Here is a 16,073-nt window from a genome sequence, read left to right on the forward strand (position 1 = left end):
CTCTCTCGCGGTCCCCTCTCTGGAGCCCCATGAATCCCCTGCGCTGCGGTCCCCTCCTGCTCCTCCTCACGGCCTGTGCCTCCACGCCCTCCGTGTCTCCCTCCCCTTCCCAGGATGAGTTCGTGCTCGCGAAGGACGTGCGCGTGCGGCGCATGGCGCCTGGCGTGTGGATGCATGTCACGGAAGCGGGCGGGGACTGGGCGGGTATCACCGCGAACGGGCTCCTCGTGGAGGACGGTGACGCGTCCATCCTCGTCGACACCGGCTGGACGCCGGAGCACGCCCAGGCGCTGCTCACCTGGGCCCGTGACACGCTCCACCATCCGGTGCGCGCCGCGGTGGTGACGCACTTCCACCTCGACCGGACCGGCGGCATCCCCACGCTCGACGCGCAGGGCATCCCCGTCCACGCTCGCGAGGACACGGCGCTGCGCGCGGGCAAGCAGGGCAACCCCGTGCCCTCGAAGCGGCTGGCGGATGCGCAGGACTTCGGGCCGCTGTCGGTGTTCTTCCCTGGCGCGGGGCACTCGCCCGACAACCTCGTCGTCATGCACCCGGCGTCAGGCATCCTCTATGGCGGCTGCTTCATCAAGGACGCCCACGCGAAGACCCTGGGCAACCTGGAGGACGCGGATGTCGCCGCGTGGCCCGAGAGCATCCGGCGCGAGCGCGAGCACTTCCCCAACGCCCGCATCATCATCCCCGGCCACGAGCAGCCCGGCGGACCGGAGCTGCTCGACCACACCGAGGCCCTGCTGAAGCGCTGAAACGCGCGGTGCCTCAGTCGTCCCGGCGCGCGTGGCCCTTCTTCTTGCCACGCCCCGGGCCGTCCCAGTCGTCGTCATCCCAGCCGCGGCCGCCCTTGTCCTTCACCTTGTCGTTCACCTTGATGAGGTTGCGCGAATAGGCGTCGTAGTCCAGGTGCAGGTGGCCCTTCTCGCCCCGGCCATCCACGCGGAACTTCACCTTCCACACGTCGTTGCCGGTGAGGTGCGCCTCCTGCAAATCGCAGCGGTAGCCGCGCGCACGGCACTGGTCGAACCCGCGCCGCACCGCTTCGTCGTAACCCATCGCCACGGGACGCGAGGGCGGAGGCGGCCGGTGCGGACGCGAAGGGCGCGTCTCCGCCACGATGCAGCCGGACGACAACAACAGGCTTCCCAGGAGCAGGGGCAGTCTCATGCGCGGGATGACGCCACACCCGCGTCTGGATTCAAACGCGCTCGCGGTGCGAGCAGGCCCCTGCGACTGCCGTGAGACTACAAAGCTCCAGGCGAGGCGAACGCGACGAACAGCTCACCCGCGAGGTACGCGCGCATCCCCTTGCTCGCCGGTCGGATGAAATCGTTGAGCAGCGCACCGGAGTTCAGCTTGTGCACCGTGGGGCGCGCCAGGTTCATGCGGCTGCGCGCCACGCCCTTGCCGCCCCGGTGGATGAACGTCACGGTGCCGTCTGGCGCCACGGACTCCACGACCGCGATGTGCGTCATGCCGTCGTTGCGCTTGCCGTCGCGGTTGCGGTCGTACGTCTCCTTGAAGAACGCCAGGTCGCCCGGACGCGGGTTCAGCCGGTGCACCGCGCCCACGGCCTGCGCGCGACGGAAGATGCCTGTCACCGCGTTCTCGCCCGCGAGGAAGCCGTGCGCCACCAGGTCGATGCCGGCCTGCATGTACGCCAGCCGCACCAGCCCCGAGCAGTCATTGGGCACCGAGCGGTCCAACCGCCGCGCGCCCACCAACTGCGCCGCGCGCGCCACGATGCCGCGCGCCAGCTTCGACGGCGGAGGCAGCAACTCGTCCCAGAAGCCGCCCGGCCCCTGCGTGGGACCGGTGAAGAGCGCCGCGGCCTCCAGCGCCGCCGCGATGACGCCCGCCTCCTCCGGCACCGGGTGCGGCTCGGCATCCAGCAGGGCGGCCAGTCCCTCGCTGCCCTCCGGCATCACGAAGGCCAGCGGCGGAGGCGCTTCGGCCTTCACACCCAGTGCACCATCCGCGCCCACCGGCGCGACGCTTGGGGCTTCAACCGGGGGCCGCGCGGAGGGCGCGACCGGAAGTTCCACCGCCATGCGAGGCGCGGCGTCCGGGACGTGCGCACAACCCACCAGGCAGCCCAGCGACATCAGGGTGACGAGCGACGAACGGCGCAGCAGCAACAAGTCCTCCGGGGGTGAATGCGGGCGCATTCAACCCCGGATTCGTTTTACGTCAAACAGCGATCATCCCTCCCAGGTCGCGAGCAGGTCGCGCACCCGCCCGTACTTCTGGAGCAGGGTGGCGCGGTGGGCGCTGAGCACCACCATGAATCCCACCACGAGCAATCCCAGCATCGACAGGAACAGCGCGCCGATGCGGTGGTCGCGCATGCCGAAGCGCACCAGGTTGGCGGCCACCGCCGTCACCAGGAACGCCGAGCCCAGGTACACGTAGGAGCGGATCCGCAGCGCGATGCCCGCCCCCACGCCCACCAGGCAGAGGAACACGCACAGCAGCATCGCCCCGCCGTCGTTGAAGAGCAGCGGCTTCCACGCGCCCGCCACGTAGATGCCCGTCACCGCCAGGGCGCGCAGTTGCGCGTAGGCGTCCATCGACAGGCTCTTGCGGAAGACGCGCAGGAGCAGGAGCAGGGAGAGGCCCGCGGGGATGACGTAGTACTGCGGCTCGCCGGAGCCGGTGCCCAGCCACACGAGGTACAGCGCCGTGTTGAAGGCGGCGACGGACATCGTCGACGCGAGGCCCCGCTGCTTCGTGAACGCCCCGAGCGCCGCGAAGTGCGCCGCGTAGCCCACGAGCAGCGCCACCGCGATGAACGGCTGGTTCCACGGCACCGTCAACAGGCCCGCCAGCGGGAAGAGCCACGCACCCGCCACGGCGGGACGCTGGAAGGCCTTGAGGCCCGAGCCCTCGCGCCGCACGAAGAGGTACAGGCCGATGAAGACCGCGCCGCCCATGATGGACACCAGGCTGTCCGCGGCGTCGGGCCGCGCGTTCAGGCCGATGAAGCGCACGCAGAAGTAGCCCAGCGCCACCGCCGCCTGCGCGAGCCACGCCGCGCCTTCGTCCTCCTCGCGCGCCGCGTGGCGCACCAGGGCGAACAGCAGGAACACGAGTCCGCCGCACGCCACCCACGCCTCGCGCGCCGCGCCGCCCGGCAGACGCACCGACAGCACCGCGAACAGGACCTCCGTGAGCGCGATGATGGAGAACGCGCGCCCCATGCGCCCGCGCACCGCCTTGCCCGCCACGGACAGCACCAGCGTGGCGAGCAGCGCCGTCGCCGCGCCAAGGTACGGCAGGAGGAACTGCGCGCCCCGGCCGGTGGAGTGCGTCGCGCCGTAGTGCAGGAGGAAGGCGTGCTCGGCGAAGAGGGACGCCAGCCAGCCCACCCACTCGCGGTCGCGGCGGCGCAGCACCACCACCCACGCCGTGGCCAGCACGAAGAACACGCACAGCGGCATGCCCGGGTGCGTGAGCGAACGCAGGCCCGCGAGTGACAGCAGCGCCAGCACCGCGCCACCATTGTGCAGCGCCGCGCCCGCCTCCACGCCGCGCTTGTCCAGCGCGAAGCCGGCGACGGCCAGCAGCAGGCCCGTGCCCGCCACCACCGCGGGCGCCCACAGCGGCGGCACGGCGGCGACCAGCACCAGGCCCAGCAGCGCCGTGGCGGCGTTCATCATCAGGCGCTCGCGCGTCACCATCAGCGTCAGCGACGCGGCGCCAGCGACCAGCGCCACGGACAGGGGCAGTTCGCCCGGCCCCGCGTCCACCAGCCGCAGGCCCACGAGCAGCGCCACGGTGCCGGCGCCTCCGGCCCACAGCGGCTCGCTCCAGGTGCCCTCGATGCCGGGCGTCAGGCGCGCGGTGACATTCGTCAGCATGCGCTGCACGGCGCCGGACTGGCACAGCGCGGACAGCAGCGCGGAGGCCAGGCCCACGAGCGCGACGAGCACCGCACCCTCCGGGCGCCACTCGCCCACCGCGAGGGTTCCCGTCTGGCCCAGCGGCGCCAGCGCGAACGCCGCCACCGCCGCCGTGAGCAGCCAGCGCTGCGACAGCAGGAACGCGGACACCCCGACCACCATGCCCAGCACGGCCAGCGCGCCAGGGGTCGGCGACACCAGCGTGGACATCGCCGCGATCGCCAGGGCCGAGCCCGTGGCGGAGGCGCGCAGCGCCGTGTCACGCGGGCTCCGGAAGAAGGAGGCCAGCGCCCGCGGTGCGTGGTGATCCGCCAGCGCCAGGGCCAGCAACAGCCCCGTGGCCCAGGGACGCGCCTCCGGGATGAACATCAGCAGCAGGGACGCGCCGATGACGCGGACAGAGGGCAGCGGGCCCGTCATGGGCACCAGCGCGAGGGCGCAGAAGAGGGCCGTGCGCTGGCTCAGCTCCTGTTCCGGGACCAGCAGCGCCAGCCCGCCCAGGCACATGAGCGCCACCTGCATGCTCATCGACAGCTCGTGGCGAGGGCGCTCCTCCCGCGAGCGCAGGAGCAGCGAGGCCATGGCCGGCACGTGCTCCACGACGCGCACCACCAGCAGCGGGAACAGCGGCAGCAGCGCGGTCCACCCGAAGGGAGGGTGCCACGCCATCAGGGTCACGACGGCGTAGGGCACCATCAGCGCCGCGGCGAAGGGCCGGTGCAGTGAGCGCGTCCACAACAGCGGCAGCAACGCCGGACCGATGAGCGCGAGCTGCGTGGCGCCGCGAAGCTCCGACAGCGCGTGCCCGTCCCACGACAGCGAGGCGTCCGCCAGCACCACCATCGCGCCCAGCGTGGCGACGATGCGGAAGGACTCGCCACCCGCGGCGATGCGCCGCACCGCGGGCACGTCCTCCAGGAGGGCCAGGACGCTGAGGAACGTGGCGAGCCCCAACAGGGCCAGCGGGCCGGATGCGTGCAGCGCGAAGAGGGCCTCGATGGAGGCGATCATCAGCCCCAGCGTCACGGGCAGCGTGCGCGCGGTGAAGAGCGCCGCCAGCGCCGCGCCCAGCAGGAACAGGGTCTGGTCGCTGGAGCGGGCCAGGGCCACCGGCAACAACGGCAGGATGAGCGCGAGGATGCCCGCGGTGGTGGTGCTCGCGCTCTTGCCCTTGCGCGCGGCGACGATGGAGCCCACGAGCGAGCCGGTGACGAGCAGCACCAGCGACAGCCCCGGAGACAGCCCCCACACCGCGTAGACGTGCGGCACGTCCGGCAGGAGCGCGAAGCCCACGAGCACGACCGCGAACGGCCGCACACCGGGGAAGCCGCGCGAGGCCACCGCCACCGTCGCGGCGGCGGTGAGGAGCACGGGGCCCATGAAGACCTGGCCGGTCAGGCCCCACACCACCGCGAGCCCCGCGTACAGGAGGGCCGGCACGCCGAGCCGCTTGAGCAGGCCGCCGCGCTCGCCCAGGAGCGCCAGCACCAGCGCGCCGCCCACCATCGCCGCGACCAGCGCCTGCGTGGAGTGAGCCGCCGCCAGCTTCGGCAAGATGGCGCCCGCGAGGAAGGCGCCGTAGGCCAGGAAGTTCTCGTCGCGCAGCCGGTACGCGGCCAGCAGCACGCCCGCGGCCCCCAGCGTCATGCCCACGACGGGCGCGGCGACAGGGGTCGTGCCCAGCGCGATGGCGAACCCGGCCGTGGCGATGACGCCCACCACGGCGGAGATGAAGCGCCGCGTGCGCTCGTCCGTGAGGCGCCACACGAGGACCGCGAGGCCCAGGGCGAGGATGCCGGACACGACGGCCGCGGGGGCCGCGCCGTAGACGCGGAAGGCGCTGAAGGGCAGCAGGCCGAAGAGCACCGAGCCCACGGCGGACAGCGGGAAGCGCTTGAACAGCAGGCCCGCGCCCAGGGACAGCACGGCCAGGGCGAGCGTGGCGAAGAAGGAGGGCCGCGAGTCGGGCCCCACGTGGGAGTAGATGGCGAACACGGGCGCGGCCCAGGTGGTGGCGCGCAGCAGCACGTCCGCGATTCCCAGGGACCGCGCGTCACCGGTGCGCTCGCCGCGCTTCTGGGAGAGGTACGCGAGCACCAGGCCCGCGAGCACGAACGGGACGGCTGTCAGCGCGCCGTACTGGAAGGGCAGCGGCGCCGAGGGCGGGTAGCCCATGCGCGTCTTGATGGCATTGATGAGGAGCGTGAGGGCGTGCGGAATCAACTGCGCGCTGGACGCATAGCTGAAGTACGCGCCCGCGTACGCCGGGTAGAGCCACGGCAGGCGGTTCACGGGGCCGCGCGACAGCGACACGAGCGTGCTGGTGAAGATGGCGGCGGTGAAGAAGAAGGCAGGCTTGGTGCCGACGATGGCGCCCGCGAGACAGGCCACCTGGAGCGCGATGGTCATGACCGCGAGCGGATCCGCGGCGCGCTTCTCATCGAGCGTGCGGAAGCGCAGGCAGGTGGCGAGCAGGAACGCCGCGAAGGGCGCGTAGGTGCCAGGAGGAACGGAGGTCCCGGCGGCGCCCAGGGCCAGGTGCAACCGGATGGCGAACATCGCGGTGAGGAACAGGGGCGCGGCGATCGCGAAGGTGAGCGCACCGCCCTTTCGGGGGGTCTCGGTGGCCTTGCTCGACAGCAGGAAGAAGAGGATGCACGGCAGGGTGTTGAGCCACACCGCCGGGACACCCACGCGCGCGGCCACGGGGGCCAGGCCCATGATGAGCGTGACGCCGACGAGCCCCAGTTGGATGAACGGGCGCGAGGGCGCGTCGAAGGACTCCACGGGCTTGCGGGCGAACCACGCGGCGACGCCGGACCAGGCGAAGAGGAGCGGCACGAGCAGCAACGGGCGCACGCCGTCCAGATGGAGCGCTTCACCGAAGCCCAGGGGCCCCAGCGCGACGCCGCCGAGCGGGGCCACGGCGGAGCCGATGAGGCCGAGGATGTGGCCCGGCTTGCGCAGGGACTCGCGGCGGGCGAGGTAGCCGCCCCACACGGAGAACCCGACGGAGTAGCCCACGGTCATGAGGAAGACGGTGAGCGAGCGGGTGACGGACGTCATCCCGTCCCAGGACTCGAAGACGAAGTAGAGCGTGCCGGAGAGGATGAGGAACGCGCCGATGAACCACGCGATGCTCTCGTAGAGGAACGGCCGCCACACGCGGCTCCACGTCGAGGTCTCCTCGATGATGCGAGCGGTGCGGCTGTTCGGAGCGGGAGGCTCCACGAACGGTTCGCCCGGGTTCGGAGGCAGCCGGCGGGCCGCGGAAGCGTGCTGCGCGCGGGGTTCGGCGGAGACACGACCCGCGTTCAACCGGCGAGCCGCGGAGCCATCCGACAGCGAGGCGATGCCCAGGCACGCGATGAGGTCGAGCGAGTTGAAGTGGAAGGAGGCGCCCGTCGCGCCAGGAGTCGCGGAGGCAGCGTTCTCGGAGGCAACAGCGTCGGAGGCGTCCGCGGAGGCAGCGGCGTCGGAGACAGCGAAGTGAGCGTCAGGAGCAACAGCGTCCGAAGCGGCGGCGTGAGCGTCCAGTGCGACAGCGTTGGAAGCGGCGGCGTGAGCGTCCGGGGCGACAGCAGCGTGAGCGGAAGGGTCGCGCTCGACGGAGGCATCGAAGCCAGTGGGGTGAGCCACGGAAGCGGCGGTGTCCGCTGCGGCGATGACCTGGACATCAGCGCTCACGGCCTGCGCGACAGGGGCCTCCTCGACGGCCGCGTCCACGGTGGGAAGCGTCACGGGACCGAGGGCGACAGCGCCCTCCCCCATCGTTTGAGGTGCTACGGCCTCGTCGCGAAGCTCGACGGGCGCGGACGACGGCGCGTCGATGGGCGTCTCGGTGAGGACGGAGAGGAGGACGCGGGCCTGGCGCTCGTAGCGCTCGGTGAGGCGGCGGCCGACGATGGGCGGCACGTCGTGGACGTCCCAGCGGCGCACCTCGTCCAGGAGGAAGTGGACATGCGCGAGCTCGGCCTCGATGGCGGAGCGGGCGCGGGCGGCGAGACGATTGCCACAGACAACGCACTGGGACGCGCTTCCCAGGCGTTCTTGCCGGCAGGCAGGACAGTACATGGAACTTCCCCCTCTACAACGACCGTGCCACGGAGAATGCCCTGGAAAGGCGTGGGATTGAAATCCACCGGGGTGCATCAGGCGCGTGGCGGTTGTGCAGGGCGCTGCACAGGTGCACACCGGGCGCCGCTGGCCGGAGGGCGTGAGTCATGGGACCGTGGAGGTCATGAGCACGGAACTGACTTTGAGGCCCATCGAGGCCCGGGACGACGCGGCGATGGCGGCGGTCATCCGAGCGGTGATGCCGGAGTTCGGAGCGGACGGTCCGGGGTTCGCGATCCACGACCCGGAGGTGAACGCGATGAGCGCGGCCTACAGCCGTCCCCGGCACGTGTACTTCGTGGTGGAGCATGGGGGCCAGGTGGTGGGAGGCGCGGGCATCGCGCCGCTGGACGGAGGAGCGCCGGACGTCTGCGAGCTGCGGAAGATGTACTTCCTGCCCAAGGCCCGGGGCCACGGCATGGGTGAGCGCTTGTTGAGACACTGTCTGGAGTTCGCGCGAAGCGCCGGCTTCAAGCAGTGCTACCTGGAGACGCTCGCGGGCATGGATCAAGCCCAGAAGCTCTACCGCAAGGTCGGCTTCGAACCGCTCTGCGCCCCCATGGGCCGCACCGGTCACTTCGGCTGCGACCGCTGGTACGCGATGAACCTGACCCCGCCCGCCTGACCGCCCTCCGGCCCGGCAGGTACGCCCGGCCAGTCACATCCTCCGGACCCAACTTCCCAGGTCAGGAGGCCCGCATGGCGGCCAAGAAGCAGACGACGACAGGTCCACGTCGGGCGCCTCGCGCCCAGAGCACCCGCACCGCGCACGCCGTGCCGTCGGACACGGACAAGCTCCCGTTCGACATCGAAGAGGTCCTCCGCCGCGTGCGCCATGAGGTCCGCTCCTTCGCGGACGCCGCCATGTTCGAGCTCGCCGCGAAGGGCCACGGCTCCCTCTTCGAACAGCTCATCGCGTGCATCCTCTCCATCCGCACGCTCGATGAAGTCAGCCTCCCCGCGTCCCTCCGGCTCCTCGGCCGCGCGCACACGCCCGAAGCCCTCGCGCGCCTCACGCCCGCGGAGATCGACGCCCTCATCCGCCCCGTCACCTTCCACGAAGGCAAGGCCCACCAGGTCCACGCCATCGCCGTGCGCACGCGTGACGCGTTCAACGGCCAGCTCCCCGCGGATCCGGACGTGCTCCAGTCCTTCAAGGGCGTGGGCCCCAAGTGCGCGCACCTGGCGCTCGGCATCGCCTGCGGCCATGAGGTCATCAGCGTGGACATCCATGTCCACCGCGTCACCAACCGCTGGGGCTACGTGAAGGCCTCCACTCCGGAGCGCACCCTCGCCGCGCTCGAAGCCGTGCTCCCACGGCCCTACTGGGTGGAGCTCAACCGGCTCCTCGTCCCCTTTGGCAAACACGTGTGCACCGGCTCCCGCCCGAAGTGCTCCACCTGTCCCGTGCTCCCCTACTGCCGGCAGGAGGGCGTCACCTCCCACCGCTGAAGCCTACCGGTCGTGCCCCGCCCACTGCGTGGCCCGCCGCGCGAACCTCCGCCACGGGTTCGTCCGGCCGCCGTTCTCCAGGGATATCTCCTTCGAGTGCCGCACGTCCTTCTCCCAGCACGCCTCCAGCTTCGCGGCGATCTCCCGGTCCTCGAACACCAGCGACCCTTCGCTCAACTTGTTGAGCGACAGCGAGTCCAGGTTCGTGGAGCCCACGACGCACAGCCAGTCATCCACCAGCATCGTCTTCGAGTGCAGCATCGCCGGCTGGTATTCCCAGATGCGCACCCCCGCCGCCAGCAGCCGCTCGTACGTGGACCGCTGCGACGCGCGCACCACCGGCACGTCGTGGTTCGGGCCCGGGCCCATCACCCGCACGTCCACGCCCTGCCGGACCTTCACCTCCAGTTGCTCCAGGATGTCGTTGGGCGGCGTGAAGTACGCATTGGCGATCCACAGCCGCTTCGTCGCCGCGGCCACCACCAACCGCACCATCCGCTCCGCCTCGGTGATGCCCAGCCGCCCGGCGCTGTCGATGAACGCCGCGCACCCGCCTCCGTCCGCCTTCAGCTCCGGGAAGCACTCGCGCGGCAGGAACCCTCCGCCCGACTCCAGCCAGTGCTTGGAGAACGTCACCTGGATGCGCCGCACCTCCGGCCCCTCCACCCGGATGTGCGTGTCGCGCCAGTTGTCCGGCTTCAGCCCATCCCCCTCCCACACCTTCCAGATGCCGAAGCCGCCCGTGTACGCGATGCGCCCGTCCACCACGACGATCTTCTGGTGCGACCGGCTGAGCAGCCGCCCCAGCACCTTGCCCGCCAGCAGCCGGTAGTAGTGCACCTCCACGCCCGCGTCCGTCAGGCGCTTTTCAATCTGCTGATCGAAGTCCTTGTCCCCGGTGGTCTCCTCGCTGCCCACCGGATCCACCACCACGCGGCACTGCACGCCCGAGCGCGAGCGCTCCATCAGCGCCTCCACGAACCGGTCCGACAGCTCGCACGGCCGCCAGATGTAGACGAGCATGTGCACGCTGTGCTTCGCCGCGCGGATGTCCTCCAACATCCGGTCGAAGACCTGGCTGTTCTCCAGGAGGTGCATCTGGTGCCCCGGCGTCAGCCCCACGCCCGTGGCCTGGTAGAGCGCGAACGAGAAGCCCTCGGGCCCGGGGGGCAGCTCGAAGGGCCCCTGCATCTCGTGCTTGCGCGTCTCGTCGCCACCGTCGAACCCATGCGCCCCCGGCTGGGGCAGCAACTCGTCCGTAAGCTCGCTCATGGTCCTGGCAACGTAGGGACGCCTGCCCTCCCCCGGGAGTCGCCGCCCCCCTCCCACTCCGGCCGGTGAACAGGACCCCATTCCGTCGTTGCCGGAGCCTTCCACCGTGGCGACACTGCCCGGATTCCGTCACCTCGCCTGGAGAGTCCGCATGCTCGACGCCCCATCCCGCCCCTCCGCCCGCGAGCTGCTCTCGCTCTCCAGCCTCGCCCCGCTGGTCCCCATGCTGTACGTCGCCTGGACGGACGGCGAGCTGACGGGCGACGAGCTCCGCGCCCTGGGCGCCGCGGCCCGCGCCCAGCCCTGGCTGGACCTCAAGTCCAGCTCCGTCCTGGCCCTCTGGGTGGATCCGCTGCGTCCGCCCCCGCCCCGCGAGCTGGCCATCGTGCGTGAACACATCCGCGCCACCGCGGAGAAGCTGGCCACCAGTCAGCAGCAGAACCTGGCGGAGCTCGGCGTGCAGTTGGCCCAGGCGCTCGCGGGTGAAGCGCCCCTGAGCATCCCGCCCGCGGAGCTGGCCAGGGCCCTGGCCTCCATCGAGGCCACCCTGGGCGTGGACGGCAAGGAGGCGGTGCGCTCGCTGGTGCCCAAGGCGTCCCGCGTCCCGAAGGCGGAGCCCCGCTCGCACGCGGCGTCCTTCGACCCCGTGGCGATGACGGCCGTGCTGGAGCGCACCTACTCGGACGTGCGCCAGCGGGTGCGCGGTTGGTTGGAGGACGCGGACTTCCGTTACAAGGAAGGACTCAGCACCACCGCCTACCGCGACCAGGTCTTCGACTGGCTCAAGCACCTGGCCAATGACGGCCTGGGCCAGCTCGCCTTCCCCAAGGGCCGCGAGGGCGGCGGCGACCTGGGCGCGTTCATCGCCGCGTTCGAGACGATGGCCTTCTTCGACCTGAGCCTCGTCATCAAGGCGGGGGTGCACTTCGGCCTGTTCGGCTCCAGCATCCTGTTCCTGGGCACGAAGCGGCACCACCAGCAGTACCTGCCCAGGGTCGCCTCGCTGGACCTGCCCGGCTGCTTCGCGATGAGCGAGCTGGGCCACGGCTCCAACGTGCGCGACTGCGAGACGGTGGCCCGCTACGACGCGGCCACGGGCGAGTTCGTCATCCACACGCCGTCGGAGACCGCGCGCAAGGAGTGGATTGGCAACGCCGCCCGCCACGCGCGCATCGCCACCGTGTTCGCGCAGCTGGAGGTGGACGGAGAGCGCCTGGGCGTGCACGCGCTGCTCGTCCCGCTGCGCGATGAGAAGGGCAAGGTCCTGCCGGGCATCCGCATCGAGGACTGCGGCGAGAAGATGGGCCTCAACGGCGTGGACAACGGCCGGCTGTGGTTCGACCACGTGCGCGTGCCTCGCGACAACCTGCTCGACCGCTACGGCCAGGTGACGGAGGCCGGCGAGTACACCTCCTCCATCACCGGCGACTCCAAGCGCTTCTTCACCATGCTGGGCGCGCTGGTGGCGGGCCGCGTGAGCGTGGCGTGCGCGTCCCTGTCCGCGGCCAAGAGCGCGCTGACCATCGCCGTGCGCTACGGCGACCTGCGCCGCCAGTTCGGCCCCCAGGGCGCGCCCGAGGTCCGCCTGCTGGACCACCAGTCGCACCAGCTGCGGCTGCTGCCGCTCGTGGCCAAGGCGTACGCGGTGGACTTCGCGCTGGAGTACCTGGTGGACCGCTACGTCCACCGCACGGAGGACGACGCGCGCGAGGTGGAGGCGCTCGCCGCGGGGCTCAAGGCCTACGCGTCGTGGAACGCCACCGCCACCATCCAGGAGTGCCGCGAGGCATGCGGCGGCCAGGGCTACCTCACCGCGAACCGGTTCGCGTCGCTCAAGGCGGACACGGACGTGTTCACGACCTTCGAGGGCGACAACACCGTGCTCATGCAGCTGGTCGCCAAGGGCCTGCTCACGGGCTACCGCCAGCGCTTCGAGGACGACCGCGTCTTCGCCGTGCTGCGCCTCATCGTGGACCAGGCCGCCACGGTGTTCACGGACCGGAATCCCATCGCCGGCCGGCGCACGGACACGGACCACCTGCGCGACAGCGACTTCCAGTTGCGCGCCCTGCGCTTCCGCGAGGAGGCCCTGCTGGCTTCCGTGTCCAAGCGCATCCGCAAGCGGCTCACTGCGGGCGTGGAGGCCTTCGAGGCCTTCAACCAGGTGCAGGCGCACCTGCTGGCCCTGGCGCACGCGAGCGTGGAGCGCATCGTGCTGGAGCAGTTCCTGCGCGGCGTGGCGGACGTGAAGGATGAAGCGCTCAAGCCGGTGCTGGGGCGCATGGCGGACCTCTTCGGCCTGTCCTGCCTGGAGTCCGCCAGCGGCTGGTTCCTGGAGCACGGCTGGCTCACGGCGCCCAAGGCCCAGGCCATCCGCAAGGAGCGCGTGAAGCTGTGCGAGGAATTGCGGCCGGACGCCGTGGGGCTGGTGGACGCGTTCGGCATCCCCGACACCCTCCTGGCGGCGCCCATCGGGCTGGGGCGGCTGGCGCCCGGCGGTGAACGGTTCGACGACACGGCGGCTGACAGCGCCCGTGCGCGCCCGGCAGATTCCCGCGCGTCATGAGGACCTGTGTGTCGTGGGTGGTGTTGGGGCTCGTGGGGCTCACCGGTTGCGCGACGGTGTCCCCGGCGGAACGGGCCCGGCAGGTGGGCGAAGCCAACAAGGAGCGCGCCCGCCTGTTCACCGAGGAGATCTACAACCAGAAGCGCCTGGAGCGCATCCCGGAGTACGTCGCGGCCGACTACGTGGACCGCTCCGAGGGCGCCCCCCGGGACCTGCGCGGCCCGGAGGTGGTGCGAACGCAGGCGGAGCAGGGGTTCACCCTCTTCCCGGACCTGAAGTTCGAGCTGCTCCACGTGATGGCGGAGGACGACTGGGTGATGGTCCGCTGGCGCGCGACGGGCACGGACACCCAGGGCCCTCCCACCCAGGACGGCAAGTCCCGCCCGCTCACGTTCCAGGGGGACTCGCTGTACCGGCTGCGCGACGGACGGCTGGTGGAGTCGTGGGACATCACGGACCGGCTGGATCCGCTGCTCCAGCGCGGGTTCAAGATCGTCCCGCCTGAATCCTGAGAGGTCCTGACCCGTGGGCGCGCGGAACGGCCACGGGTCGGGCCCGACGCCGCCGGAGTCAGGAAAAACCGGGGCGTAGCGGGATGTCTCCCCATTGACACTGACGCACCGGACCCATCAGGGTCCGGGGATGAGGATGAACGCGGGACCCATGCGGGCCGCGGACAAGGCCCGACAGAAGGCCTTCCGCACGGCCTTTCCCTCCTACGGCCAGCGGCCGTCCTGGGGCGGCAGGTTGTTGCGCCTGTTCGGATGGGGCCTGCTCTTGCTGGGTGCGTTCCTGCTGGTCGTCGTCATCGACGGCTGGCGCGCGTTCGGCAAGGTGCCGGAAGGGGTCCGGCTGGAGCGGATGACGCGCTCGCCGCAGTGGCTGGACGGCGGCTTCGAGAACCCGCAGCCCATCCTGAACAACTGGGAGCGGACGCTGTCGGACCTGTTCAGCTCGAGCGCGGACAGCACGCCCCGGATGCCGGTGGTGGTGGACCGCATCGACCCGAAGCGCTTCGCCACGCCGCCCGAGGACGGCCTGCGCGTCACCTGGATGGGGCACTCGTCCACGCTGGTGGAGGTGGACGGACACCGCGTGCTCACCGACCCCGTGTGGGGCGAGCGCACGTCGCCCCTGGGGTGGATTGGCCCGAAGCGCTGGTTCCCCGCGCCCATCGCGCTGGACGCGCTGCCGCCCATCGACGCGGTGGTGATTTCACACGACCACTACGACCACCTGGACCACGCCACCATCGAGGCGATGAAGGACTGGGACACCACGTTCGTGGTGCCGCTGGGCGTGGGCGCGCACCTGGAATACTGGGGCGTGCCGGCCCACCGCATCGTGGAGCTGGACTGGTGGGAGCGCACGAAGGTGAAGGGGTTGGACATCGTGTGCACGCCCGCGCGGCATGCGTCGGGCCGGTTCCTCCAGCAGAACAAGACGCTGTGGGCGGGCTGGGCGCTGGTGGGCTCCAAGCACCGCGTCTACTACTCCGGCGACACGGGCCTGTTCCCCGCGATGGAGGAGATTGGCGCGAAGCTGGGGCCGTTCGATTTGACGATGATCGAGACAGGGCAGTACGGCGCGGGCTGGCCGGACTGGCACCTGGGGCCGGAGCAGGCGGTGCTGGCCCACCGGCTGGTGCAGGGCCGGTTGTTCCTGCCGGTGCACTGGGGGCTGGTGACGCTGGCGTACCACGGCTGGACGGAGCCGATTGAGCGCTCGCTGGTGGCCGCGAAGCACGACGGCGTGGGCATCGCCGCGCCCCGGCCCGGGCAGGACTTCCTCGCGCTGGCGCCGCCGCCCGTGGAGCGCTGGTGGCCGGACCGTCCGTGGAAGACGGCGGAGGAAGCGCCCATCGTGGCCAGCCAGATTCCGCCCAAGCTGCGGGAAGGGCACCCCGCGCTGCCGCTGCTTCCGGTGCCCGCGACCGTGAGTCCGCAAGGCGCGAAGCCGAACGCACCAGCCACCGTGAATGCACAGGCCCCGAATCCGCAGGCCGCGAAGCCCCAGACCGCACCGCCGAGCGCGAGTCCTCCGGTGATGAACGCACCACCCGCGGCTCCGCAGGGCGCGGGCCCGACCGCCACGACGCCGACGACGGCTCCGCAGGGCGCGGGCCCGACCGCAGCGACTCCGTCGGCCGCACCGCCGAGCACGACGCCTCCGTCGCCAGCTCCGCAGGGCGCGGGGACGACGCCCGCTGTCCCCGCGACCGTGGTGACTCCCGTGCCCAATCCGGCGGGTGTGGGAGCCGCGGTCGCGACGCCGCATGAGTGACGCACGGCGGGCCGCGCTGCACGGGGCCTTCAAGGCCACGGGCTATGTCGTGCGCCCGCACCCGCTCGTCGGTGACCGCAAGCACGTGCTGCGCGTGGATGCCTTGCATCCGGAGCTCGACGCAGCGCTCAGCGCTCGTGGCTTCACCAGTTGGGCCTTCCTCACCGCGTGGAATCCCCGCGCGCACGCGCGTCCGCTCCGCACCAACGCGCGCCTCCAGCAACGGCTGCTCGCGCTGCTCGAAGCCCGAGGCCACCCGAGTGTGTCCGCCGTGGGCGTGGCGGAGGACCGTCGCTGGTTCGAGGAGAGCCTCTTCGTCCCCGGCCTGTCCCGCGATGAGGCCGGACGCATGGGCCGGCTGTTCGACCAGGAGGCCGTGCTCTGGGGCTCCGTGGGCGGCGCCGCGGAGCTGGTGATGTGCCGGGAGTCCGCGCGCTCCTGAGCCCGTGCCCGGTGTCGGCCACGTC

11 protein-coding genes are annotated in these 16,073 nt (G+C 71.6%); 7 read left to right on the forward strand and 4 right to left on the reverse strand.

Going from position 1 to position 16,073, the window contains the following annotated elements; translation table 11 throughout:
* Positions 1-29 precede the first annotated feature (29 nt).
* A complete protein-coding gene (blaCOR, locus tag ACX114_RS34995; protein ID WP_459291679.1) occupies positions 30-767 on the forward strand; it encodes a COR family subclass B1 metallo-beta-lactamase in 738 nt (245 codons plus the stop codon).
* A 13-nt stretch (positions 768-780) separates the two neighbouring features.
* Here the strand turns inward: blaCOR and ACX114_RS35000 are convergent, their stop codons facing one another.
* The 3 genes from ACX114_RS35000 to ACX114_RS35010 form a co-directional block, all read right to left on the reverse strand.
* Positions 781-1,182, reverse strand: coding sequence for a hypothetical protein (locus ACX114_RS35000; RefSeq protein WP_459291680.1), 402 nt, complete (start codon positions 1,180-1,182; stop codon positions 781-783).
* 77 nt (positions 1,183-1,259) lie between these two features.
* Positions 1,260-2,183: a CHAP domain-containing protein gene (locus ACX114_RS35005; RefSeq protein ID WP_459291681.1), complete on the reverse strand. Its 924-nt coding sequence runs from the start codon at positions 2,181-2,183 to the stop codon at positions 1,260-1,262.
* 33 nt (positions 2,184-2,216) lie between these two features.
* Entirely contained in the window at positions 2,217-7,991 is a 5,775-nt protein-coding gene (locus ACX114_RS35010; protein WP_459291682.1) for a hypothetical protein, read from the reverse strand.
* 166 nt (positions 7,992-8,157) lie between these two features.
* On the opposite strand from ACX114_RS35010, the gene ACX114_RS35015 reads away from it, so the two are divergent.
* Together ACX114_RS35015 and ACX114_RS35020 are read left to right on the forward strand one after the other, a co-directional pair.
* The gene (locus ACX114_RS35015) at positions 8,158-8,658 is read left to right on the forward strand and encodes a GNAT family N-acetyltransferase (protein WP_459291683.1); all 501 of its coding nucleotides are present in this window, start codon (positions 8,158-8,160) and stop codon (positions 8,656-8,658) included.
* A gap of 74 nt (positions 8,659-8,732) precedes the next feature.
* Complete coding sequence (locus ACX114_RS35020) at positions 8,733-9,485, forward strand: endonuclease III domain-containing protein (RefSeq protein ID WP_459291684.1); 753 nt, start codon at positions 8,733-8,735, stop codon at positions 9,483-9,485.
* Positions 9,486-9,488: 3 nt separating this feature from the next.
* Here the strand turns inward: ACX114_RS35020 and ACX114_RS35025 are convergent, their stop codons facing one another.
* Positions 9,489-10,757 (reverse strand): phospholipase D-like domain-containing protein, encoded by a 1,269-nt coding sequence (locus tag ACX114_RS35025; RefSeq protein WP_459291685.1) that lies wholly within the window; start codon positions 10,755-10,757, stop codon positions 9,489-9,491.
* Positions 10,758-10,908: 151 nt separating this feature from the next.
* Here ACX114_RS35025 and ACX114_RS35030 point away from each other — a divergent pair, with 151 nt between their 5' ends.
* The 4 genes from ACX114_RS35030 to ACX114_RS35045 all read left to right on the forward strand — a co-directional run bounded on the left by ACX114_RS35030 (position 10,909) and on the right by ACX114_RS35045 (position 16,048).
* On the forward strand, positions 10,909-13,323 hold the full coding sequence (locus tag ACX114_RS35030; protein ID WP_459291686.1) for an acyl-CoA dehydrogenase family protein: 2,415 nt from the start codon (positions 10,909-10,911) through the stop codon (positions 13,321-13,323).
* The gene (locus tag ACX114_RS35035) at positions 13,320-13,835 is read left to right on the forward strand and encodes an ester cyclase (protein WP_459291687.1); all 516 of its coding nucleotides are present in this window, start codon (positions 13,320-13,322) and stop codon (positions 13,833-13,835) included. The genes ACX114_RS35030 and ACX114_RS35035 overlap by 4 nt, the downstream gene beginning before the upstream one ends.
* A 136-nt stretch (positions 13,836-13,971) precedes the next feature.
* Complete coding sequence (locus tag ACX114_RS35040) at positions 13,972-15,606, forward strand: MBL fold metallo-hydrolase (RefSeq protein WP_459291688.1); 1,635 nt, start codon at positions 13,972-13,974, stop codon at positions 15,604-15,606.
* On the forward strand, positions 15,599-16,048 hold the full coding sequence (locus ACX114_RS35045) for a DUF3293 domain-containing protein (RefSeq protein WP_459291689.1): 450 nt from the start codon (positions 15,599-15,601) through the stop codon (positions 16,046-16,048). Before ACX114_RS35040 ends, ACX114_RS35045 begins: the two co-directional genes overlap by 8 nt.
* Positions 16,049-16,073 lie beyond the last annotated feature (25 nt).

The organism is Corallococcus sp. M7 (assembly GCF_054512695.1).

Excerpts from the sequence above, each read along its gene's own strand:
- ACX114_RS35040 (WP_459291688.1), top strand. The coding sequence starts at position 13,972 with ATGAACGCGGGACCCATGCGGGCCGCGGACAAGGCCCGACAGAAGGCC.
- blaCOR (WP_459291679.1), top strand. The coding sequence starts at position 30 with ATGAATCCCCTGCGCTGCGGTCCCCTCCTGCTCCTCCTCACGGCCTGT.
- ACX114_RS35035 (WP_459291687.1), top strand. The coding sequence starts at position 13,320 with ATGAGGACCTGTGTGTCGTGGGTGGTGTTGGGGCTCGTGGGGCTCACC.
- ACX114_RS35045 (WP_459291689.1), top strand. The coding sequence starts at position 15,599 with ATGAGTGACGCACGGCGGGCCGCGCTGCACGGGGCCTTCAAGGCCACG.
- ACX114_RS35020 (WP_459291684.1), top strand. The coding sequence starts at position 8,733 with ATGGCGGCCAAGAAGCAGACGACGACAGGTCCACGTCGGGCGCCTCGC.
- ACX114_RS35030 (WP_459291686.1), top strand. The coding sequence starts at position 10,909 with ATGCTCGACGCCCCATCCCGCCCCTCCGCCCGCGAGCTGCTCTCGCTC.
- ACX114_RS35000 (WP_459291680.1), bottom strand. The coding sequence starts at position 1,182 with ATGAGACTGCCCCTGCTCCTGGGAAGCCTGTTGTTGTCGTCCGGCTGC.
- ACX114_RS35010 (WP_459291682.1), bottom strand. The coding sequence starts at position 7,991 with ATGTACTGTCCTGCCTGCCGGCAAGAACGCCTGGGAAGCGCGTCCCAG.
- ACX114_RS35005 (WP_459291681.1), bottom strand. The coding sequence starts at position 2,183 with ATGCGCCCGCATTCACCCCCGGAGGACTTGTTGCTGCTGCGCCGTTCG.
- ACX114_RS35025 (WP_459291685.1), bottom strand. The coding sequence starts at position 10,757 with ATGAGCGAGCTTACGGACGAGTTGCTGCCCCAGCCGGGGGCGCATGGG.
- ACX114_RS35015 (WP_459291683.1), top strand. The coding sequence starts at position 8,158 with ATGAGCACGGAACTGACTTTGAGGCCCATCGAGGCCCGGGACGACGCG.